Source organism: Microcystis aeruginosa NIES-843 (genome assembly GCF_000010625.1).
In the GTDB taxonomy this organism is placed as follows: domain Bacteria; phylum Cyanobacteriota; class Cyanobacteriia; order Cyanobacteriales; family Microcystaceae; genus Microcystis; species Microcystis aeruginosa.
Window position 1 is genome coordinate 1,742,073 of record NC_010296.1, and the last position, 20,852, is coordinate 1,762,924.

The window sequence follows — 20,852 nt, forward strand, 5'->3', positions numbered from 1 at the left end:
AACCCGCACTTAGCCCAAAATTGCCGTTAAATGTCTAAAACTAAAAGTAGTGTTATTATCCTAACCATAATTTGTATTATCGCCACAGCGATGGGAGTTTATCTAATCGATGGTATCGACTCCCAACAATTACAGATATGGTTAAAACAAATGGGAATTATGGCCCCCATTTTGTATATTATTCTCTATACGATTGGGACAATTTTAATCCTGCCTTCTACCCCCTTAAACCTCAGTGGTGGGGCCATCTTTGGGGTAGTTATGGGAACAGTTTGGACAACGATCGCCGCTTTGGTGGCCGCTATAGTTGCCTTTGCTTTTACCCGTACTATTGGCCGGGAATATACCGCCAAAAAATTTCAGGGAAAATGGCAAGCGATCGATGCAGAAATGCAGCAAGGCGGCCTATTTTATATGTTTGCTATCCGTCTATTACCGATTATTCCCTACGGTATCGTTAACTTTGTTGCGGGATTAACTTCTATCCGTTTTCGCGATTATTTGATCGGTACTTTATTAGGCACTGTCCCCGGAATTTTACCCTTTGTCATGATGGGTGCGGGTTTAAAATCTTTAGGAAAAGGCGATATATTGCCACTGATGGTGGCTTTTACCCTCATTGCTCTGTTAGTAGGTGTGGGAACTTGGTATCGTCGTCGTCGGCAATTTCCCTTTCAGTGATCAGTTATCAGTTATCAGATTAGACCTCTTGCATAATTTTTTTATGGTATAATGGAAGGTTAGGCTTTTTTCTCAATTTTTAGATGGAAGTGGAAAAAAGAATAAAATGTGATCTTAGGTCAGGAAATCATCTATAATTTTGCTATGTTTATTAGCAAAATTATGGATTATCAAAACTTATCAGATGAACAGTTCAAACGCCGTTTCGGTGTGTATAAACAAACCTATAGAAAGATGGTAGAATCAGTAAAAAGTGTTGAAGCCGACTCTAATTCAGCATCTAAAAGGCGACCGAAACCTAAACTATCTATAGAAGAACAAGTTTTAGTAACGTTAGAATATTGGCGAGAATATAGAACATATTTTCACATTGGTACAAGCGGTCAACTATCAGAATCAACTATAGGTCGGATTGTAAATAAGACGGAAAAAATGCTTTGACAATCGGGAAACTTCCGTTTAAAAGGAAAAAAAGCTCTACTAAATCAAGCAGAGATACCGGTCGTAACGGTAATGGATGTAACGGAAACTCCCATTGAACGCCCTCAAAAGAAACAGAAAGATTTTTTTGGGGTAAAAGAGGTTATCATACTTGAAAATCTCAATTAGTAGCTGATAAAAATACCGAGGAAATTATCTGTGTCTGTTGTGGGAAAGGCAGCGGCCATGATTTTAGTTTATTTAAAAAAAGTCGAGTTCGTTTTCATCCTTTAACTACCAGCATAGAAGACAGTGGTTATCAGGGAATAGCTGCATACCATAGGGGTTGCTGAATAATGTAGGAAACTCAAAATCTTGAAAATCTTATCCTGTAAATATCGGAATCGTCGTCGAAGATATAGTTTAAGAGTTAACTTGTTGGCGGCTATTTATAACTGTGAGTTAGGGATAGGTATAGCTGCTTCTTAAAAGTTGTCAAACATTAATCTAGTCAAGGAGAATTTATTCTCAATTTTTATTATAATTGAGATAGTTTATGCCGCTTAAATAAAGAGGTTTTGATAACCAAATTAAAGCATATCTAAAGAGTTTTGAGTTAAAAGTAAAACTTCAGGTTTTTATTCATAACAAATGTACTAATTAACTAATTTTTTGGGTAAAATTAGTTAACCCACCATGACAACATATAATTAATTTGCAAGAGTTCTAGTTTTTCTATTAAGCTCAACATATATTTTAAAGGTTGGCGGTCACTCCTCATTTTACCTGACAGTGATCGCTTTTACTTTTGATATCCTGATCGGAGAATGAAACAGCCCTAGGGGCAAGGGTGGGGGAGATTCGGCTAATCTAAGAATAAGCGGTTTAAATACGTCTTAGCTTAGTAGATATGTATGGGGAAGTTCAGTTATGATAGTTTTCTAAAAAAATACCTAACCAAATTTTTGGCTAGGTATCTATCAATCTACTTCCTTTGTCGAAAATGTTGCCAGATAATTTAACCAACACCAATTAATGAACCCTGCAATTTAACATCTTCGCTACCCTTGGATATATCGGCTAATTGACTGATATTTTCTAACTCAATTGCAGGAACAGTTCGTTTAATTAAACCAGTTAAAACTTTACCCGGTCCCACTTCGATCGCTTTTTCCACACCCACATCCAGCAATTTTAACATAATTTCTCGCCATCTTACGGAGCTAGTCATCTGCTGAATGAGATAACTTTTTAATTCCTCCGCATCGTTGATCGGTTGGCTAGGATTAACATTAGAAATAACGGGAACTTTGGCAGACCGAAAATTAACTAATTCTAAAATCTGCTGAAACTGAATAGCAGCATTTTCCATCAAGGGAGAGTGAAAAGCACCGGATACTTTTAACGGCATAACGCGCTTAACTTTCACTTGACCTAATACCAAATCCACCGCTGCAGGAGTCCCAGAAATCACCACTTGTTCGGCACTATTATCATTAGCAATAACTACATTTTCCGTCTGATTAATCACTGTCTCTAGACTGGTGCGATCGAATTTCATTAAGGCGGCCATTTTACCACCTTCGGCCGCATCCATCAAACGGGAACGGTTTTGAACTAGATTTAATCCTGTTTCAAAATTAAACACCCTGGCCGCATACAAAGCCGAATATTCACCAAGACTATGACCGGCAACTAGATCGGGAAAATGACCTTTTTCTTGCAACAAATCCGCTAAAATACTCTCCACCACAAATAAACAAGGTTGGGTATAAAGAGTACGAGATAGGGTTTCTTCATCCCCTTGACATTTTTCCAAGACCGACCACCCGAGGATTCTTTCTGCTATTTCTAATCTCTCTTGGCCAAGCGCACTTTCCGCTAAATCTCCAATCATTCCTAACGCTTGCGATCCTTGTCCAGGGAATATCCACGCTGTTTTCATAAGTTCTTAAAATAGATAGATAGATGTGTTTGGGTCAGTGATCAGTGATCAGTTATCAGTTATCAGATGTGAGTTTTTAGTTTACTGTTTACTGTTTACTGTTTACTGGTTACTGTTTACTGTTTACTGATCACTGGTTACTGTTTACTGATCACTGAATTAATCTCCCCAACGGAAGATAATCCCACCCCAAGTTAAACCGGCACCAAAGCCAGAAGAAGCAATAATATCACCTTTTTTGACCTTACCACTCCTGACAGCTTCATCGAGGGCTAGAGGAATCGAGGCTGCGGAAGTGTTGCCATACTCGCTGAGATTGCTGATCACTTTTTCCGGAGGCAGTTTCAGGCGCTCGCTCACCGCGTCCATAATTCTTTGATTAGCTTGGTGCAAAACTAGCCAATCGATGTCACTGGTGGTTAAATTAGCCCGATAGAGAGCTTTTTCGATGACCTCTGGCACTTTCGCCACGGCAAAACGATAGACTTCCCGTCCGTTCATCCTTAGGGGCTTATAGGTCCCTTTTTGAACCCTTATCCCCTGCTTAAGGGGCAATTCTTCCCCCTCATAGGCGAGATTGAGAGAACCATTCTGACTGCCGTCGCTATGGAGTTCAAAACCGAGAATGTTATCTTTTGTATCATTTGCTTGACAAACCACCGCCCCTGCCCCATCTCCAAAGAGGACACAGGTAGCGCGATCGTTCCAATCCACCCAACGGGAGAGAACATCGGCCCCGATAACCAAGACATTGCGGTAAGTACCAGTACGGATAAACTGGGTGGCGGTGACTAATCCCACCAGAAAACCCGAACAGGCGGCGGTGAGATCAAAAGCGATCGCCCGATTGGCCCCGATCTGACTTTGAACTTGGGCGGCACTACCGAACAGATCATCGGGGGTAGAAGTAGCCAAGAGAATCAGATCGATGTCCCTAGGCGACACCTGAGCCATTTCCAGAGCCTTAATCGCCGCTTGGGCTGCTAATTGGCTCAAAGACACCGATCGATCCGCTAAATGGCGTTTACCGATGCCTGTGCGACTTTTAATCCACTCATCGGAAGTCTCGACAATTTGGCTGAGTTCCTCATTACTAAGAAATTGCGCTGGTGTGGCCGATCCACAACCGGTAATGACGACTGCTGCCCCGAATCCGTTCAAAATATTCCCCCTTTTTCAGTTATCAGTTATCAGTTATCAGTTATCAGTGGGTCAGTTATCAGTGGGTCAGTTATCAGTGGGTCAGTTATCAGTGACCAGATTTGAGTATTAGGTAAGCAGTATTAAATAGCAGTTTCCCACCGTCTTTTCACTGATTACTGATTACTGATAACAGCAAAAGGATGACAGCTTAATCTTCAACGTTCACCGACAACTTTTTTAATTGATGATGGTGGTCATTGTAGGCTTGAATGCGCTCAGAAACGCGATTATCAACGGCATTTTTTGCCTGTCGGATAGCGTTAAAAATTGAAGGCGCTTGGGAACTGCCGTGACTGATCACACAGACCCCATCGACTCCAAATAACAGTGCGCCACCGTGTTCCGCATGATCCATGCGTTGTTTGATCTGTTTAAGATTGGGTTTAATTAAAGCCGTCCCGACTTTACCCTGTATCCCCTTAGGTAATTCCTCTTTGAGAATTTGTAGGATAATTCCCCCCACCGCTTCGGCAAATTTTAACAGGACATTACCGACAAAACCATCGCAGACGATCACATCAAATTGTCCCGATAGCACATCCCGGCCTTCCGCATTGCCGATAAAGGGAATTTGCTGGTTATTTTCTAATAATTCGTAGGTTTTTAGGGCGAGATCGTTACCTTTGCTGGCTTCTTCGCCAATATTGAGTAAACCAACTTGCGGTTCTTCAACACCCATAACGTATTTACTGTAAATTGTCCCCATTAGGGCAAACTGCTCTAAATATTTGGGTTTACAGTCCACATTCGCCCCGACATCGAGGATAATCACCGATTTACCCGCCAACATCGTCGGCAGCACCGCACCGATCGCCGGGCGATCGATTCCTTTTAAACGACCTAAACGCAGTAACGCTGCCGCCATGGCTGCCCCGGAGTGACCGGCGGACACCACCGCATCGGCGCGATTTTGTTTGACTAAATCCATGGCCACATTAATCGAGGCCGCTGGTTTGCGACGGATAGCGGTGATCGGTTCTTCGTCCATGGCCACCACTTCCTCTGCGTGGACGATGGTGAGATTCTTGGGACGGGGATGATGCTGGAAATAAGCCTCAATCCGTTCAGAATCGCCGACTAATAATACTTCTACATCTAATTCTTCGGAAGCTCGCATCGATCCCGCGATAATCTCGTTGGGAGCGTGGTCACCTCCCATCGCATCTACCGCGATTCTTGCCCGATTTAATGCCGTTTCTGCCATTGAGTCAGTGGGATAGAAATCTTTAATAAGTTGAGCGGCAGCTCTTGACAAAAGCTGGCCGATCGAGGATTAGTGTTTTCTGATCGAGCAATTGTTAAAAATTACCAATCATCTCTATACAATAAGGCATCATTGCGATTAAGGAAAAGATGTTCTCAGTTTTTAATTTGGCAGTTTTCGGCTTTCTCTTGGGTTGGTTGGGGGGGCAATCCCAACCTATCGCCAATATTCCCCTAATTTCTTGGCAAAATCAACCTATTTTCCACCTTCCCACCGCTCCCGATCCCCGGGTGGCGGCGATCGTGGCCGATTATCTGCAAGACTTGACTAAAAAAGGTTTAAACTCTAGTCAACAACGGGTCTTAATTGAGACGGAATGGGCTGATTTAGCCGATCATCAGGGTAATATGCCCGCTTCAGCCGCCTCTTTAACTAAAATCGCCACTACTCTCGCCGCCGTGGAAACCTGGCCTCTCGATCATCGTTTTGCTACTCGTTTTTACAGCACGGGAGAGGTAAAAAACGGGGTGTTAGAGGGAGATTTAATTATTGAAGGGCAAGGGGATCCTCTGTTTGTCTGGGAAGAAGCGATCGCAGTGGGCAATGGCCTCGATCAATTAGGTATCCGTCAGGTCAAAGGCGATCTGATCATTACGGGTAAATTCGCCATGAATTTTCAAACCGATCCCCTCAAAGCGGGAGAATTGCTGAAAATTGGGCTTGATCAATCGAAATGGTCAAAAGAAACCCAAAAAGCTTTTAAGAGTCTTCCTAGCGGCACACAAGCCCCACAGGTGAAGATTTTGGGCATGGTTCGAGCCAGTCAAATTCGCCCCGAAAATGCCCGATTATTATTGCGTCATCAGTCCTTAACTTTAACGGAACTGTTGCGTCAGATGAATATTTATAGTAACAACGTCATGTCAGAAATGTTAGCGGAACTGCTCGGTGGCCCCGCGGCAGTGGACGCAATTAATACTAAAATCACTGGGGTAGGAGCGGAAGAAATTCAATTAATTAATGGTTCGGGATTGGGGGTAGAAAATCGCTTGTCTCCCCGGGCAGTTATTGAGATTCTCAAGGCCTTGGATCGCAAGTTAGCCAATCAACCGATACAAGTCGCCGATTTATTTCCGGTGGGGGGACGCGATACCAAAGGAACTATGCAGTGGCGCGCCATTCCCAAAGGAGTGGTGATTAAAACTGGAACTTTGGCCCAAGTTAGCGCCTTAGCCGGAGAAATTCCCACCCAAGAAAGGGGTAAAGTTTGGTTTGTGATTATGAATGCTGGTAGTAGCAATATCGAGGGATTCAGAAATCAGCAGGATCGAGTTTTACAAGCTTTAGATCAACACTGGCAAATTCTCCCGGAAGCTACTAAAGGATCGATTCCTGAAAGAGCTTTTTTAGGTGATCCCAGTCGGGTCAGTCAGGGTTTCTAGAATTGATTGGCTAAAATGTAACTGTCTGCTATAGCTCAAGGTAAAATTAGTGAGCATTGAGGAAATCATTTGGTTGGAAACAATTGTAGAAAAACTGGCCGTGAAGCATTGTGTCACTCCTGATGAGGTGGAAGAAGTTCTTGGCAATAAGCCCAAGTTTCGATTTGTAGAAAAGGGCGTTCAAGCGAGAGAATATCTATATCTAGCTTTAGGGCAAACCGATAGCGGACGTTATTTAGCTGTTATATTCGTCTATAAATTATCCAACCAAGCCTTGATTTTAAGTGCCAGAGATATGGCTGATAAGGAGAGAAAAATGTATGACAGAAAATAAATCAAAAAGCCTACCTAAGTTTAATTCTACCGAGGAAATTGTCAATTTTTTTGATAGCCACGATCTGGGAGAATTTGAATCGGAACTACCGGAAGTCAATTTTGATGTCGATCTGAAAAAAAAGCATTATTTAGTAGCAATCGATGCAGATTTGATGGTGAAACTTTTAGAAGTGGCCAGAGAACAGCAAATTTCTGTAGAAATGCTGGTCAATTCTTGGTGTAGAGATAAATTAATTATAGCGAGTTAAAAAGTGATATGATTTGGTCAACAATGTTCATTTTGTATCGAGGAGCCGCTAAGCTAAGACGTATTTAAACCGCTTATTCTTAGATTAGCCGAATCTCCCCCGACCCCTTGGGGGTGCCTCTTGCAAGAGTGCCTCTTGCCTCGTCTCAACAAGCAATTTAAATTACGAACAGCTTAGAAGTTTCTCCACTTGTTTTTATGGATAAACTGACTACTTTTCAGCCATTTTCTCCTTGTCTTTGCTGCCAATCGGTAAACATCGCATCCCAATCATAGTGACAAAATTTTGCCAGTTTTTCCCGAAATTGAGCAAAGGATGCCTGGTCAAACGGGCTGCATCTCACATTTGCAGAAATACCGACAATCAGCAATTATCAGTGACTCTTAAAATAATTACAAATGTATCAGCAGCTGCGTGTAAGCATCCCACCAAAAAGCTAATGCGCTCCGGGGTTTGGGGGGTAGAACCCCCCAAAGGCTTGGATTGAGTGATAAAATCGGAAGTGATCACCAATTTTAGAAGATAGTTTCCCTTTAAAAATCCCAACTCAGTAGATTTACAAAAATGAGATGTACTCGGTTAAACGCATCCAGGAATTTTTAAGGATAAAAACACATTTGCGGCAAAGCAAGGGATTCTTCCCAACCCATCATGAGATTGAGACATTGTACCGCTTGTCCCGATTGTCCCTTAACTAAATTATCGATCGCTGACATCACTATCACTCGATCGGTTCTCGGATCTACTTCAATACCGAGATAACATAAATTAGTACCACAGGCCCATTTAGTTTGTGGATAGACTCCCCCCGGTAGGATTTTGACAAAGGGAGAAGCGCGATAAAAAGCATTGTAGATAGTGATTAAATCATCCCGCACCAGATTGGGATCCCGCAAAGTTGCATAGACTGTGGACAGGATACCTCGGACCATGGGCATTAAATGGGGAGTAAACTGGACGCGCACCTCATGACCGGCTAAATCACCGCAAATCTGCTCAATTTCGGGAGTATGACGGTGTTTTCCCGCTACATTATAGGCCCCGATCGAACTATCTGCTTCTGCCAATAACATATTAATCTTAGCTTGTCTTCCCCCTCCCGAAGTTCCCGATTTGGCATCAATAATCGTGGTTTCCGGGACAATTAAACCCTGTTTTAACAGGGGAGAAATCGCCATTAAACTAGCGGTAGGATAACATCCGGGGCAACCGATCAAAGAGGCATTTTTAATATCTTCCCGATAAAGTTCCGGTAAACCGTACACAGCCGTAGATGCGATCGCTTGATCCTGACGTTCCTTGCCATACCATTTACTATAGGTGTCTAGGCTAGTAAAACGATAATCTGCCGACAGATCCAAGACTTTACACCCTTTAGCGAGCAAAGGAGGGGCTAAATCACAGGCTAAACCATTGGGTAAACCCAAGAAAACCACTTGACAACGGGAGGCAATTATCTCTAAATCGATCGCCTCCACATTAAGATTAATGCTATGACCGAGATGGGGATATAAATCACTGTAGGGTTTCCCGGCGCTACTATCGCCCCCCAGATACGCTAATTCGACAAGGGGATGTTCTTTGAGCAAACGTACCAACTGTACGCCACCATATCCCGAAGCGCCGACAATACCCACTGAAACCTTCTGTCCTTGCGTCATTTCCCTTGTTCCTAAAAATTCTTATCGTTAATATAACGTTTTGTTCTGGCTGAATTTTAGCCTAACCGGTGGGATTTAAATCAAAAAACTTCCTGTAAAAACCTAGTATCTCGGCCGGGTTGTCCATAAACCGTCAATTTCTCTTGATCAATAGGCTGTTATCTTAATGATGAGGTACAAGGTTTTCCTTTTATGAGGCCAAATTAGGTTAAACTTCATCCTTAGGAGAAAGGCTGTAATTCAATCCCCCATATTTAAAATTTTGAGCGCACTGTAAATTCATAATCTCCTCCCGGTTCTAATTGATAATCGTAGCGTTCTAAAAACCGATTCAAGGGTTCAAAAATCAAAGCCCTACCTAGGGAAGGTTGTACTGATAACTTGCCTTGAAGAAAATGCCATTGAAAACGCCATTGATATTGTTCCGTCCGCACTTCTCCCTCTAATTTACCCGTTTGCCAAGATTGCTTAATTATCCGCACATAAGCCGTGCTTTCTGGTCGATTGTCGCCACTCACCTGAACCCTACCTATAGATTAAATATCAAACATTAAGATAACGAATTAATCCTTGTTTGTCATTACTTGAGCTAATTTTCTCGACTTTATTCTGGGGCAGTGACTTCATTAACCTTAGAAACCAAGACATTTAATTGAAAAGGTCGCCCCATTTCCTTAGTAATGAATTCTTCCAACAATTCTACCTGTCTGGGGGTAATACTTTCCGCAGTTCTTACTACTAATCTCACCCGGGGAGGTTGCTTGAGCCAATTAATCGAAGATTCCAATAATTCTGCCCGTTGAAAAGTAATCGTTCGTTGTAATAAAGCTTTTTTGAGCAACCTTTCTAAGCGAGCTTGATTGGCCAGAGTTGCAAAACTTATTCCTAACGGAATTAGCAAAACTGCTGTCAGGATAGAAGTCAAAATTAGAGCGTTACGCGCCCGATGAAAATTAGAATAACCTGCCAGCAAAAAGACCAACAAACAGGAGAGAGCAATGCCTAATAAATTGGTAATATATAACAGAGTTGCCCCCAAACTTAGGAGCCAATTCCCTTGGGATAATCCTAAACCAATCGTACAAACTGGCGGCATTAAAGCCACGGCGATCGCTGTTCCCGCTAAAGTACCTGAAATTTTCGGTTCTATTTTGGCATAACCACTGATTGCCCCCGCCGTAATTGCTACTCCTAAATCTAAAAGATTCGGTTGAGAACGGGCCTGAATTTCACTACCAAATTCGGAAATTCCGATCAATAATCCTAGCAACCAAGCTATCGCTAAAGCGATGATCGTACCAACTAAAATCGCCAAGGCCGACTTACGAATTAATCGCCAACTGCCAATTAAACCACCAAAAGCCAGACTACGAATCGGCAACATCAAAGGGGCAATAATCATCGCCCCAATAATCACGGCCGCACTATTGGCGACTAAGCCAAAGGTAGCGATCGCACAAGAACTGACAATCAAAGCTAGATAGGGAAAATCGAGGGACGCTTCTAACCATAAATCGCGCCACATAGTCCGCGATTGTTGCCAGGTCAAGGGTTTTCTTGAGAACCACGAGTGGGGCCGTTCTTTTCTCGTCATGGGGCTGAGGAAGATTGACTTTTCTTTTACTTATAGCTTTTTTTGTCTAATCAATGTATATTTGTATCATTTTCTTTAACTAATCTTACCGTTTTTTTCTTCGCCTCGATTGATGAAACCTCCTGCCCGCTGCCATCTGCCGACCGCCTTCGTTAACGCCCCTAGGCCAAGTAGAAATTAGCAAAGAAATTACCGACGAAACCCCACAGATTGATCTATTTTTTTCGCCTCATCCAGAGGGGCAAATAACTGTCGCTCATCGGAAATTTTGGGTCTGAAACCCCGCCGTTTTACGACGGCTTTGCTGTTAAATCTTAGCGCATTTACGAAATATATGCTAAAATGTGAGGTATGGAAAAAGCCTATTCGTTTCGATTTTACCCCACACCCGAACAAGAGTCGCTATTGCGGCGCACTTTGGGCTGTGTAAGATTAGTTTACAATAAAGCTCTCCATGTCAGAACACAAGCATGGTACGAAAGACAAGAAAGAGTAGGCTAAGCTCAAACTTCTTCAATGCTAACCGATTGGAAAAAGCAAGAAGAATTAGACTTTCTCAATGAAGTAAGCTGTGTACCTTTACAACAAGGGTTAAGACATTTACAAACAGCTTTTACTAACTTCTTTGCTGGTCGTACTAAGTATCCTAACTTTAAGAAAAAACATCAAGGAGGAAGTGCCGAATTTACCAAATCTGCTTTTAAAATTAAAGACAAACAAATCTATTTAGCTAAATGCACAGAACCTTTACCTATTCGATGGTCAAGACAAATACCAGACGGATGTGAACCAAGTACAGTAACAGTCAGATTACATCCTTCTGGACGTTGGCATATCTCAATAAGATTTGATGACCCAACGATTAAGCCTCTACCAGTAACAGATAAAGCCATTGGAATTGACTTAGGAATTAGTAGCCTCGTGATTACCAGCGATGGCGATAAAGTGTCTAATCCCAAGCATTTTAAGAAACATTATCAGAGGTTACGAAAAGCACAAAAAAGCCTTTCTAGAAAACAGAAAGGGTCAAAAAATCGGGAAAAAGCAAGAATCAAAGTAGCCAAGATTCACGCTCAAATCACGGATAGTAGAAAAGACCATTTACATAAGCTAACCACTCAATTAGTTCGTGAAAACCAAACGATTGTGGTTGAGAATTTAGCCGTCAAGAATATGGTCAAAAACCCGAAATTATCTCAGGCAATATCTGATGTAAGCTGGGGAGAAATCACCCGACAATTAGCCTATAAATGCCGTTGGTACGGCAGAAATTACATCGAAATAGATAGATGGTTTCCTAGCTCTAAAAGGTGTAGTAATTGCGGGTATATTGCCCTTGAAAATGCCGTTAAATGTTCGAGAATGGGACTGTCCAGACTGTGGGACTCACCATGACCGAGATATTAACGCTAGTAAAAATATTTTGGCCGCAGGGCTTGCGGTGTCAGTCTGTAGAGCGACCATAAGACCAGAACAGAGTAAATCTGTTAAGGCAGGTGCGGAACCCCGCAAGGGAAAGAAGCAGAAACCTAAATCGTGAGGTTTGGGAATCACCGTCCGTTTACGGCGGTGAGGATGTCAACTAGGATTATTAGGTCAAATTGCCCTAAAGAACCCTCTCCTAGAACCCGATCGTAATTCTCCCACTCGTGCCGATGTGCGTAATTGTCTCTCGAAATTAACCGCCGTTTTTGAGGGGAGAAGGGAGAAAAAAGCTGACACTGATGACTGATAACTGAATACTGACTCCTGACTTCTAACCCAATGTGCGCCAAAGATAAGCAAAAATTATTTATTGACTCCAAAAACTTCAGAATATTTAAATTAACATTTAGCAATATTTACAAATTCTTAAGAATTAATTGAGAAAGATTTTTATTTAACAACGATGTTGCAGTGGTAACAGCGATTTGATAGAATTTCATAGTGGCTTACCCTGTGCTTTTTTGGACAGCAATGCTTGAAACCCTCGCCACACCTACAGGGTGATCCTAATTAAGACAGGTAAATTAGTCAATTTCACCCACAACGATGATCTTTTTTTTGTGTAGTTTTATTGCAAAGAAAAAGTTTTTTTGACAAAAAGCACAAAGTATGCAGTAGCAGTTATGGCAGAGTGGGGGTTGGGGAGGGGGAAGCTGTCTCATCACCCTATCACCCCAAAACCCGATCACCCGACCACCGATCACTGAATTTACCGTTTAGCGGCAACAATGGCAAAAACGGTGGTATGGGGATCATCTTTTAAAGTCACCCCTTCTGGCATTTTCAAATCACCCACGAGCAGGGATTGCCCCACACCGATCTCCGAAACATCAAATTCGATCACTTCCGGGATATTATCGGCAATACAGGAGACATTAACTTCGTTGACGAACTGTTCGATTAAACCGCCCTGTTTGGTTCCGATCGCTTCTCCTATGGCCTTAATGGGAACGACGATATCGAGCTTACCGTGGGCAGATACCGAGAAGAAACTGAGATGATAGAGATTTCTTTTCCAGGGATGAGATTGCACCTCTTGGATCAAAGCTTTTCCCGTCCAGGGCATTTCGGGAACATTCACATCCACCAGGGTATTATTTACCGAAGCCTTTTTAAGCAGGGTTAAGGCCGCTTTTTCTCCCACCACCAGAGAAATCGATTCCGTGCCGTTGTGGCCATAGAGAACCGCCGGGATCAAACCCTGACGACGCAGGGCCCTGGGGTTAATATTTTCGGGTCTTTTTTGACATTCAACGCTAACTTGCATAGTTGACTAATCCTCTTTAGCAATGACTTAAAATTCGTGATTATCCCAAGGTGAGCCATTTTCGTCCAAAAGAGCGCGTTTTGGTCCGTGAATGGGGTCTTCAACGATAATAGTTTGGTCGCGACTAGCTCCTAGGGAGATAATAGCGATCGGTACTTCCATGATCGCCCCCAGGAATTTTAGATAATCGAGGGCCTGTTTGGGTAGGTCTTCCAGACTGCGACAATCACTGGTGGGTTGTTGCCACCCCGGCATCGTTCGGTAAATCGGTTGACAACGGGCGAATTCCCCGGCACTGCTGGGTAAATGGCGACAGGTTTGGCCGTCCAATTGGTAGGCGACACAGACTTTGATTTCCTCTAGGGTATCGAGAACATCTAATTTGGTGATCGCTAGACAGTCTAAACCATTGATTCGCACCGCGTAACGACCGATAACCGCATCAAACCAACCGCAACGACGACGACGGCCGGTGGTGGTCCCGAATTCCGCCCCGCGATCGCACAATAACTGCTCGATCTCCCCCTCTAATTCCGTCGGAAATGGACCTTCACCTACCCTAGTGGTGTAAGCTTTGGCCACACCGATCACTCGATCGATTACCGTTGGACCAATGCCAGAACCCACACAAGCACCCCCAGCGATCGGATTGGAGGAGGTAACGTAGGGATAGGTTCCGTGATCGAGGTCGAGTAGGGTGCCTTGGGCCCCTTCAAAAAGAATATTCTTACGCTTGCGGATTGCTTCGTAGATTTTTAGGGAACTATCGACCACATGGGGACGCAGTATCTCGGCATATTCTAGATATTCCTCGATCACCGTCTTCGCATCTAAAGGCGGTAAGTTATATAACTTTTCTAAAATGACGTTTTTATAATTGATCGTCCATTCTAGTTTTTGCCGCAGATTCTCGGTATTGATCAAGTCGATGACTCGAATACCGATGCGCTCGGATTTGTCGGCATAGGTGGGGCCGATACCCCGTCCCGTGGTGCCGATTTTATATTTACCCCGTTTTTCCTCGGATGCTTGATCGAGCAGCCGATGATAGGGCATAGTGACATGAGCCGTTTGCGAGATATAGAGATTGTCGGTGGTAACATTGAGGGCGTGTAATTGCGCCATCTCTTTGAGTAACACCGAGGGATCTATGACTGTTCCTGAGCCGATTATACATTCCGTATCTGGGTAGAGAATCCCAGAGGGAATTAGATGGAGTTTGAACGTTTGACCCTCGACGACGACGGTATGACCCGCATTTACGCCACCTTGAGAACGCACCACCACATCCGCCGATCGACTCAGCAGATCCGTGATTTTTCCTTTTCCTTCGTCGCCCCACTGAGCGCCGATTACAATAACGTTAGCCAAGGTATTTTAGTCTAGCTAAAGTTCACACAAACTGCTATTATCCCTCTTGGCGAATACAACTGTCAAGTTATCTCTCTTAGCTAATTGTGGGGAGAAGGCGAGGGGAAAACTCGCCTATTTTCAGGGTTTATTGACCTTCCCGACTGATTTGACGCTCGATAGTTTCGATAGCGGCATTTAATCCCGCTAGACGGGTTTCGAGGTCATCGCGCATCCATTTGAGGAATGTTAATTTACGCTCTTGACATTCTTGGCGGGAAGTGCTGCCACAAGTGTTAAAGAAGAAGGGAAACATAGACTAAGGGGCCTGCTATAACTCTACGTCTCCTATCTTGACGAAAATTTTCAAAAAAGTCTAACCGTTAAGTCGCCATAATAACCATAGACCCAACCCAAAACCGAAAAAGTTAGGCAGCCAGGCAGCTAGGAAGGGGGAGAGGGTGGCGGTTAGTCCCAAGCTGCCGACTAAGAAGTTTAAAAGATAATAGAGGAAAACAATGGCGACACTGAGACCGAAACTGGTTCCCCGACTAATTCTTTGCGGTAGAGAACCCAAGGCACAACCTATGGTAGCAAAGACGATACAGACAAAGGGAAAGGCGATTTTTTGCTGGATTCGCACTTGAAAAAACCTGACTCTCTTATCATCGCCACTGAGTTTGAGCAGTTGCACATATTCGATCGCCTGTGGTATGTTCATCTCGTAGGGATCGCGGCTTTGACGAGCAAAATCGAAAGCGGAGCGAGATAAAGCGATTTTTTCGGCTTTAAAGGGGATAACTTGGCGATAGGAGGCGTTAGGGGGGGTTAATTCATAGATAATGCCGTTAAAAAAGTCCCAGACGTTATCGACGGCATTCCAACGGGCCGAATCGGCGATAATAATTTGATTTAATTCTTGTTTTAGCCAACGGATAACGGTGACGGTTTTCATCTTTTCCCCGTCAAATTGTTCGGCATAAAATAAACTTATTAAATTGCGATTAATCGTACCATTTTCTAGGGTTTTTATTTCATAATCGGGATAATAAAAATCTTTATTTTTCCAAAAACTTGCTTCTTTATTAATTTTCTGCACTAAAATTTCTGTGGCTCGATAATTAGCATTGGGAACCACATATTCATTTAATAAAAATGTCACCACTGTAACTATTAAACTCAGGCAGAAAGTGGGTATAAAAAGACGGTAAAGAGTGACTCCACAGCTTTGCAGGGCAACGGTTTCACTATCACTACTTAAACGACCGTAGGTGATTAAAGTGGCCAGTAAAAGGGAAACTGGCAGGGAATAGGTGACAAATTCTGGCACTTTTAACAGGAGAATTTCTAGGGCCGAGGCAAGGGGTAGATTGGCATCAACTACCTGATTAGCTAAATCGGAAAGATTGCCGATCGCTACTCCCAAAGAGGCAAATAAACCAACACTAAATAAAAATGGGGGTAGTAGTTGGCTGATCAGATAGCGATCAATGAGGGCAATACCTCCATTTACCCAGTAAGAAATCTTTTTCTTAATCATTGATTTTGGTTAACTCACTCCTATTTCATCCCATTTCCTAACCCGCAGCCGTCTTGCTTACACCTTCGGTTAGCCTATCATATTTTGTCTTTGACGAAAAACACCGCCGGAAGTTGTATGATTGCGGGGAGAGTGGACAGAAGTAAGGATTTGGGTAAGTGTAGATAATTTTTCTGTTCCTATTCCCCGATCATCCCGAGGTGAATTATGCTGCTAAACTGGCAAACTTTTACTATTCATAAACGAGTACCTTTAAGGATTAGTCGCGGCACTACCAGCGAAAATACTAATATCTGGCTGAAAATTAGCGAGGAAAATATCGAAGGGTGGGGAGAGGCATCCCCTTTTGATATTACCAGCGAGGAGAAAAAACCCGATAAAATCCTGCAAGAATTAAACTCGATCGCTCCTATTTTACAATCTTTTCATCCCTGTCAACGCCAAGAAATTGAGAAAATTTTATGGCAAAATCAGATATCTTCGGCTACTCGTGCCGCTATTGATACGGCACTGCACGACTGGTTAGGCAAAAAAGCTAATTTACCTCTCTGGCAAATTTTTGGACTCGATCGCTCTTTAATTCCGCCGGTTTCTGTTACTATCGGTTTAAATTCTCCAGAAAATGTGCAGAAAAGGCTGTTAGATTGGCTAGAAATTGGCGATTTTAGCTTATTAAAAGTCAAATTAGGCTCACCGGACGGTATAGAAGCCGATCGAGCCATAATTCTGGCTATTAAAGAAATTGTCCCCCATTTGCCCCTAACTGTCGATGCTAATGGTGGTTGGCAATTTAGCGATGCGGTGAAAATGTGCCAATGGTTAGAGGAAAAAGGCGTTATTTATGTGGAACAACCCCTATCCGTCGGACAAGAACGAGATTTAATCGATTTATACCAAAAATCGCCCCTACCTATCTTCGTCGATGAAAGCTGTTTTTCTAGTCAAGATATCCCGAAACTGGCCGATCGAGTCCACGGCATTAATATTAAACTAATGAAAGCTGGTGGATTAGCCGAAGTGCAGAGAATGATTCATATTGCCCAAGCTTGCCGACTGCAAATTATGTTCGGATGTTACTCTGACAGCAGTTTAGCCAATACTGCCCTAGCACATCTTGGCCCGCTTGTCAACTATCTTGACCTAGATAGTCATTTAAATTTACGCGATGATCCCTTTACGGGTTTAAGCTTAGAAAAGGGACGTTTACAACCAAATAATTCACCCGGTTTGGGTGTTAGTTTACGGATATAAAGATGACTAATTATTTGACTCCTGACAAGAAAGTAGCGATTCTTCTCCACGAAGGAATCAAAGGAACTCGCGGCAAAACCGGATTAAGTTATCTGCGTTACGGGAAAGCGCAGGTAGTGGCGATTATTGACGCAGAAAACGCCGGCAGCGCCTTAAAAGAAGTGGCCGGAATCGATCGCCCCTTGCCGATTGTTGCTAGTGTTAGGGAAGCTTTAACCTATCATCCCGATACCCTGTTAATTGGCATCGCACCCTCAGGAGGCATTTTACCCCCCCATTGGCTAGAAGAAATCAAAGAGGGGGTAAAGGCGGGGTTATCCCTCGTTAATGGTCTCCATACACCCCTAAAACCCCTTTTTCCTCAGCTTAAACCAGATCAATGGATTTGGGATATCCGTCTGGAACCCCAAGACTTAAAAATTGGGCAAGCGCGGGCGAAAAATTTAACCTGTCAGCGTATTTTAACCGTAGGCACGGATATGAGTGTGGGCAAAATGTCCACTAGCATCGAATTACACCGGGTTGCCCCAGAAAAAGGGCTAAAATCGCAATTTTTAGCCACTGGACAGGGGGGAATTATGATCGCGGGGAAGGGTGTACCCTTGGATGCAGTGCGCGTCGATTATGCTGCTGGTGCGATCGAGGCTTTGGTGTTAGAATCGGCGGAAAATAACGATATTTTGTTTATTGAGGGTCAAGGCTCCCTTTTACACCCTGGTTCGACTGCTACCTTGCCCTTAATGCGTGGCAGTCAACCAACGGGGTTAATTCTCGTCCATCGCGCTGGACAAATTCATATCAATGATTTACCCGATATTCTCATCCCTCCCCTAACAGAAGTGATTAAACTCTACGAAATGACTGCCAGCGCCGGGGGAAGTTTCGGGGAGGTGAAGGTAAAAGGGATTAGTTTAAATACTTTTCATCTTAGTCCGGAGGCGGCAGTTCAAGCTATAGAAACTGTGCAGGAGGAAACGGGGTTATTTTGTACCGATGTTGTCCGTTTTGGTGGTCAAGGGTTATTATCAGTGATCAGTAAACAGTAAACAGTGATCAATTCAATCATAGTCCATCACACAATTAGTCTCAACTGTGATGGGAATGATTGAATGAATACTATGATTGTGTTGTCTTCAGCAACCTTTTATCAATAATCAATCACAGTCCATCACATAATTAGTCTCAACTGTGATTGAAATGATTGAATGAATACTATGATTGTCTTGTCTTCAGCAGGCGTTGTCAGATCAGAATATGAAAGATGCAATGCAATCCTTGCTATCAAAGTAATTTCAGTTCCAAGCTGATTCGGATCATCTTTCAATTTGACAACGCCCTTCAGCAACCTTTTATCAATAATCAATCACAGTCCATCACATAATCACACCAATCACAGTCAAGACGGCATGGGGGAGTAAATACCACTAATGGTCCGTGTTATCGTAAAAACGGGGATAGATGGGGGGTTTGGTCTTGCAAAATCGGCAAATAGGGATAAAATCAAAACAAGTTAATTTTTCGGCGACCATATCATGTTAACCCCATCGGATAGTAAATTATCTAAGCAGCAGCAGATTCTCTCGGCTGTTTCCGAAGAGGAACAGCTTAAACAGCAACGGATTCAGGAAGTGCTATTGTTAATAGATAGTTTATTCCAAAGAGAGGAAACGACTTTTAGAATTATCATCGACTGTCTTTACGATGTGGGTTCGTTAAATTTAATTAATAAAAAGTTTCATAGTCGTCACTTAAATTTTATCATGAAAGCGATCGCTCGTTTTTCTAAGCCTATCTTCAGAATTTATGCTCTCTATTGGGTGAAGAAAAATAGCCCCAAATTAATTACTAATTGGTTGGCTAGTAAGGTTAAATTCTAGATCGATCCCCCCTTAATCCCCCCTTGATAAGGGGGGGAACTGACGATTTTTAACACCTAACTACTTATAAACCCCAGAGACAGTAATCAACACCAAGAAAAACTGTTTTGGCAAACCCTAGCTAGGGACTTAAATTTGCACCTGTCTGAGATGACGACGGGGATCGGTGGTACGCTGAGATTTAATTTTCTCGTATAATTCCCGTTCGATCGCCGTTAATTCTTTGGGAGTATCGATGACAATTTTGACTAATTGATCGCCGCGTTGTCCTTTATTATCGATCCAACCTTTGCCTCGTAAGCGCAGGGATTGACCGGAACGAATACCGGCGGGAACTTTTACCGTCACCAGGCCATCGGGGGTAGGAACTTCGATCGCTGTGCCTAAAACCGCCTCATCGGGAGTAATCGGGACTTCACAGGTTAAATTATCGCCTTCAAAAGCAAAGAAAGGATGGGGTTCTAATTCCACATCGAGAAATAGATCTCCCCGTTGTTTACTCAAGGGATCGATTAGTCCTTTCCCCCGTACCCGGAGACGATTACCGGTTTTAGTTCCTGGGGGGATTTTGATATCGATCATTTCTCCGGCTAAATTAACCCGTTTTTGTACTCCTCGCAAAGCTTCCGCAAAAGTCAGACGCAGTTTAGCGGTGGAGATGCCGGAAGTGACAGCTTGCGGTGGAGTACGAGCGCCGGCAAAGTCGTTAAAATTGCTAAAATCGCCAAATCCTCCCCCCGGAGTCCCGTAGGAATGGGAACCGGGGCGAGTACCGCCGGAGCGCCCCATGCGACCGAGTAGTTCGTTGATAAAATCATCAAAGGTGCTGTACTGGCTAAAGTCAAAACCGGCCGAACCGAAGTCAACCCCCGGATTACCACCCGGCCAATTCGATCGCCCAGCCTGTTGCCAATATTGTCCAAATTGATCGTATTTTTGGCGTTTTTCGCTATCGGAGAGGACTTCGTAAGCTTCACTAATTTCTTTAAAACGTTCTTCGGCGCTTTTATCGTTAGGATTGCGATCGGGGTGATATTTGACGGCTAATTTACGAAAAGCTTTTTTAATTTCTTCAGCGCTGGCAGTTTTACCTACTCCCAGAACGGCATAATAATCTTTATAATCTGCGGCAGGCATCGATACGCTATCTCCTTAGCAATGAGGATTCAGTCGGGATATTCCTAATCTAACTTAATTTTATCGCTGTCAGGCTTGAATCAGTGATCAGTGATCAGTGAACAGTAACCAGTAACCAGTAACCAGTAATCAGTGAAAATAAAGTGCCGAAGTTTTCACTTAACACTATCTACTTAAAACTCCAATAGACCTCTTGCATAATTTTTTTATG

General features: G+C 43.2%; 21 protein-coding genes and 2 pseudogenes. 9 read left to right on the forward strand and 14 right to left on the reverse strand.

Annotation, left to right across the window (positions count from 1 at the left end; genetic code table 11):
- Positions 1-30: 30 nt before the first annotated feature.
- Entirely contained in the window at positions 31-681 is a 651-nt protein-coding gene (locus MAE_RS08510; protein ID WP_012265212.1) for a TVP38/TMEM64 family protein, read from the forward strand.
- A gap of 144 nt (positions 682-825) precedes the next feature.
- Positions 826-1,587, forward strand: a pseudogene (locus tag MAE_RS28940) (transposase family protein); the annotation flags it as partial.
- A gap of 532 nt (positions 1,588-2,119) precedes the next feature.
- Here the strand turns inward: MAE_RS28940 and fabD are convergent.
- The 3 genes from fabD to plsX form a co-directional block, all read right to left on the reverse strand.
- Positions 2,120-3,046, reverse strand: a complete 927-nt coding sequence (gene fabD, locus MAE_RS08520) for an ACP S-malonyltransferase (RefSeq protein ID WP_002798356.1) — start codon at positions 3,044-3,046, stop codon at positions 2,120-2,122.
- A 159-nt stretch (positions 3,047-3,205) separates the two neighbouring features.
- The gene (locus tag MAE_RS08525) at positions 3,206-4,207 is read right to left on the reverse strand and encodes a beta-ketoacyl-ACP synthase 3 (protein ID WP_002798357.1); all 1,002 of its coding nucleotides are present in this window, start codon (positions 4,205-4,207) and stop codon (positions 3,206-3,208) included.
- 190 nt (positions 4,208-4,397) lie between these two features.
- The gene (plsX, locus tag MAE_RS08530) at positions 4,398-5,453 is read right to left on the reverse strand and encodes a phosphate acyltransferase PlsX (RefSeq protein WP_002798358.1); all 1,056 of its coding nucleotides are present in this window, start codon (positions 5,451-5,453) and stop codon (positions 4,398-4,400) included.
- A gap of 149 nt (positions 5,454-5,602) precedes the next feature.
- Between plsX and MAE_RS08535 the strand changes: the two genes are divergently transcribed.
- The 3 genes from MAE_RS08535 to MAE_RS08545 all read left to right on the forward strand — a co-directional run bounded on the left by MAE_RS08535 (position 5,603) and on the right by MAE_RS08545 (position 7,479).
- Positions 5,603-6,895 (forward strand): D-alanyl-D-alanine carboxypeptidase, encoded by a 1,293-nt coding sequence (locus tag MAE_RS08535; RefSeq protein WP_012265215.1) that lies wholly within the window; start codon positions 5,603-5,605, stop codon positions 6,893-6,895.
- A 73-nt stretch (positions 6,896-6,968) separates the two neighbouring features.
- Entirely contained in the window at positions 6,969-7,229 is a 261-nt protein-coding gene (locus MAE_RS08540) for a BrnT family toxin (RefSeq protein WP_231859750.1), read from the forward strand.
- Positions 7,216-7,479 (forward strand): BrnA antitoxin family protein, encoded by a 264-nt coding sequence (locus MAE_RS08545; protein WP_002798361.1) that lies wholly within the window; start codon positions 7,216-7,218, stop codon positions 7,477-7,479. Before MAE_RS08540 ends, MAE_RS08545 begins: the two co-directional genes overlap by 14 nt.
- 217 nt (positions 7,480-7,696) lie before the next feature.
- Here the strand turns inward: MAE_RS08545 and MAE_RS35650 are convergent, their stop codons facing one another.
- The 5 genes from MAE_RS35650 to MAE_RS08565 form a co-directional block, all read right to left on the reverse strand.
- Positions 7,697-7,822 carry a hypothetical protein gene (locus MAE_RS35650; protein ID WP_269453978.1) on the reverse strand — a complete coding sequence of 42 codons (126 nt, stop codon included), beginning with the start codon at positions 7,820-7,822 and terminating at the stop codon, positions 7,697-7,699.
- Positions 7,823-7,842: 20 nt separating this feature from the next.
- A complete protein-coding gene (locus MAE_RS34840) occupies positions 7,843-8,025 on the reverse strand; it encodes a hypothetical protein (RefSeq protein ID WP_002798362.1) in 183 nt (60 codons plus the stop codon).
- A gap of 53 nt (positions 8,026-8,078) precedes the next feature.
- Complete coding sequence (gene argC / locus MAE_RS08555) at positions 8,079-9,140, reverse strand: N-acetyl-gamma-glutamyl-phosphate reductase (RefSeq protein WP_012265217.1); 1,062 nt, start codon at positions 9,138-9,140, stop codon at positions 8,079-8,081.
- A 254-nt stretch (positions 9,141-9,394) separates the two neighbouring features.
- A complete protein-coding gene (locus MAE_RS08560; protein WP_002798367.1) occupies positions 9,395-9,658 on the reverse strand; it encodes a DUF3146 family protein in 264 nt (87 codons plus the stop codon).
- A gap of 86 nt (positions 9,659-9,744) precedes the next feature.
- On the reverse strand, positions 9,745-10,734 hold the full coding sequence (locus MAE_RS08565; protein WP_012265219.1) for a DUF389 domain-containing protein: 990 nt from the start codon (positions 10,732-10,734) through the stop codon (positions 9,745-9,747).
- A gap of 351 nt (positions 10,735-11,085) precedes the next feature.
- On the opposite strand from MAE_RS08565, the pseudogene MAE_RS31850 reads away from it, so the two are divergent.
- Positions 11,086-12,274, forward strand: a pseudogene (locus MAE_RS31850) (RNA-guided endonuclease InsQ/TnpB family protein).
- Between the two features lie 10 nt (positions 12,275-12,284).
- Here the strand turns inward: MAE_RS31850 and MAE_RS36375 are convergent.
- The 5 genes from MAE_RS36375 to MAE_RS08585 all read right to left on the reverse strand — a co-directional run bounded on the left by MAE_RS36375 (position 12,285) and on the right by MAE_RS08585 (position 16,376).
- On the reverse strand, positions 12,285-12,572 hold the full coding sequence (locus tag MAE_RS36375) for a hypothetical protein (RefSeq protein WP_012265222.1): 288 nt from the start codon (positions 12,570-12,572) through the stop codon (positions 12,285-12,287).
- A 356-nt stretch (positions 12,573-12,928) separates the two neighbouring features.
- Positions 12,929-13,486 (reverse strand): 50S ribosomal protein L25/general stress protein Ctc, encoded by a 558-nt coding sequence (locus tag MAE_RS08575; protein ID WP_012265224.1) that lies wholly within the window; start codon positions 13,484-13,486, stop codon positions 12,929-12,931.
- A gap of 27 nt (positions 13,487-13,513) precedes the next feature.
- Complete coding sequence (locus MAE_RS08580; RefSeq protein ID WP_002798371.1) at positions 13,514-14,857, reverse strand: adenylosuccinate synthase; 1,344 nt, start codon at positions 14,855-14,857, stop codon at positions 13,514-13,516.
- A gap of 127 nt (positions 14,858-14,984) precedes the next feature.
- Positions 14,985-15,152, reverse strand: a complete 168-nt coding sequence (locus tag MAE_RS34035; RefSeq protein ID WP_002759244.1) for a hypothetical protein — start codon at positions 15,150-15,152, stop codon at positions 14,985-14,987.
- A 60-nt stretch (positions 15,153-15,212) separates the two neighbouring features.
- Complete coding sequence (locus tag MAE_RS08585) at positions 15,213-16,376, reverse strand: LptF/LptG family permease (RefSeq protein ID WP_012265225.1); 1,164 nt, start codon at positions 16,374-16,376, stop codon at positions 15,213-15,215.
- 207 nt (positions 16,377-16,583) lie between these two features.
- On the opposite strand from MAE_RS08585, the gene MAE_RS08590 reads away from it, so the two are divergent.
- The 3 genes from MAE_RS08590 (at position 16,584) to MAE_RS08600 (ending at position 19,504) form a co-directional block, all read left to right on the forward strand.
- Positions 16,584-17,627, forward strand: a complete 1,044-nt coding sequence (locus MAE_RS08590) for a dipeptide epimerase (protein ID WP_002798373.1) — start codon at positions 16,584-16,586, stop codon at positions 17,625-17,627.
- A gap of 2 nt (positions 17,628-17,629) precedes the next feature.
- A complete protein-coding gene (locus MAE_RS08595; protein WP_002798374.1) occupies positions 17,630-18,673 on the forward strand; it encodes a DUF1611 domain-containing protein in 1,044 nt (347 codons plus the stop codon).
- A 486-nt stretch (positions 18,674-19,159) separates the two neighbouring features.
- Positions 19,160-19,504 carry a hypothetical protein gene (locus MAE_RS08600; protein ID WP_002738818.1) on the forward strand — a complete coding sequence of 115 codons (345 nt, stop codon included), beginning with the start codon at positions 19,160-19,162 and terminating at the stop codon, positions 19,502-19,504.
- Positions 19,505-19,633: 129 nt separating this feature from the next.
- On the opposite strand, the gene MAE_RS08605 is transcribed toward MAE_RS08600, so the two are convergent.
- The gene (locus tag MAE_RS08605; protein WP_012265227.1) at positions 19,634-20,641 is read right to left on the reverse strand and encodes a DnaJ C-terminal domain-containing protein; all 1,008 of its coding nucleotides are present in this window, start codon (positions 20,639-20,641) and stop codon (positions 19,634-19,636) included.
- Positions 20,642-20,852: the final 211 nt, after the last annotated feature.

What these genes read in the sequence shown, in the direction of transcription:
- MAE_RS08510 (WP_012265212.1), top strand. Translation starts at nt 31, where the DNA reads ATGTCTAAAACTAAAAGTAGTGTTATTATCCTAACCATAATTTGTATT.
- MAE_RS08600 (WP_002738818.1), top strand. Translation starts at nt 19,160, where the DNA reads ATGTTAACCCCATCGGATAGTAAATTATCTAAGCAGCAGCAGATTCTC.
- argC (WP_012265217.1), bottom strand. Translation starts at nt 9,140, where the DNA reads ATGACGCAAGGACAGAAGGTTTCAGTGGGTATTGTCGGCGCTTCGGGA.
- MAE_RS08565 (WP_012265219.1), bottom strand. Translation starts at nt 10,734, where the DNA reads ATGACGAGAAAAGAACGGCCCCACTCGTGGTTCTCAAGAAAACCCTTG.
- fabD (WP_002798356.1), bottom strand. Translation starts at nt 3,046, where the DNA reads ATGAAAACAGCGTGGATATTCCCTGGACAAGGATCGCAAGCGTTAGGA.
- MAE_RS08595 (WP_002798374.1), top strand. Translation starts at nt 17,630, where the DNA reads ATGACTAATTATTTGACTCCTGACAAGAAAGTAGCGATTCTTCTCCAC.
- MAE_RS34035 (WP_002759244.1), bottom strand. Translation starts at nt 15,152, where the DNA reads ATGTTTCCCTTCTTCTTTAACACTTGTGGCAGCACTTCCCGCCAAGAA.
- MAE_RS08575 (WP_012265224.1), bottom strand. Translation starts at nt 13,486, where the DNA reads ATGCAAGTTAGCGTTGAATGTCAAAAAAGACCCGAAAATATTAACCCC.
- plsX (WP_002798358.1), bottom strand. Translation starts at nt 5,453, where the DNA reads ATGGCAGAAACGGCATTAAATCGGGCAAGAATCGCGGTAGATGCGATG.
- MAE_RS08585 (WP_012265225.1), bottom strand. Translation starts at nt 16,376, where the DNA reads ATGATTAAGAAAAAGATTTCTTACTGGGTAAATGGAGGTATTGCCCTC.
- MAE_RS08535 (WP_012265215.1), top strand. Translation starts at nt 5,603, where the DNA reads ATGTTCTCAGTTTTTAATTTGGCAGTTTTCGGCTTTCTCTTGGGTTGG.
- MAE_RS08545 (WP_002798361.1), top strand. Translation starts at nt 7,216, where the DNA reads ATGACAGAAAATAAATCAAAAAGCCTACCTAAGTTTAATTCTACCGAG.
- MAE_RS08590 (WP_002798373.1), top strand. Translation starts at nt 16,584, where the DNA reads ATGCTGCTAAACTGGCAAACTTTTACTATTCATAAACGAGTACCTTTA.
- MAE_RS08605 (WP_012265227.1), bottom strand. Translation starts at nt 20,641, where the DNA reads ATGCCTGCCGCAGATTATAAAGATTATTATGCCGTTCTGGGAGTAGGT.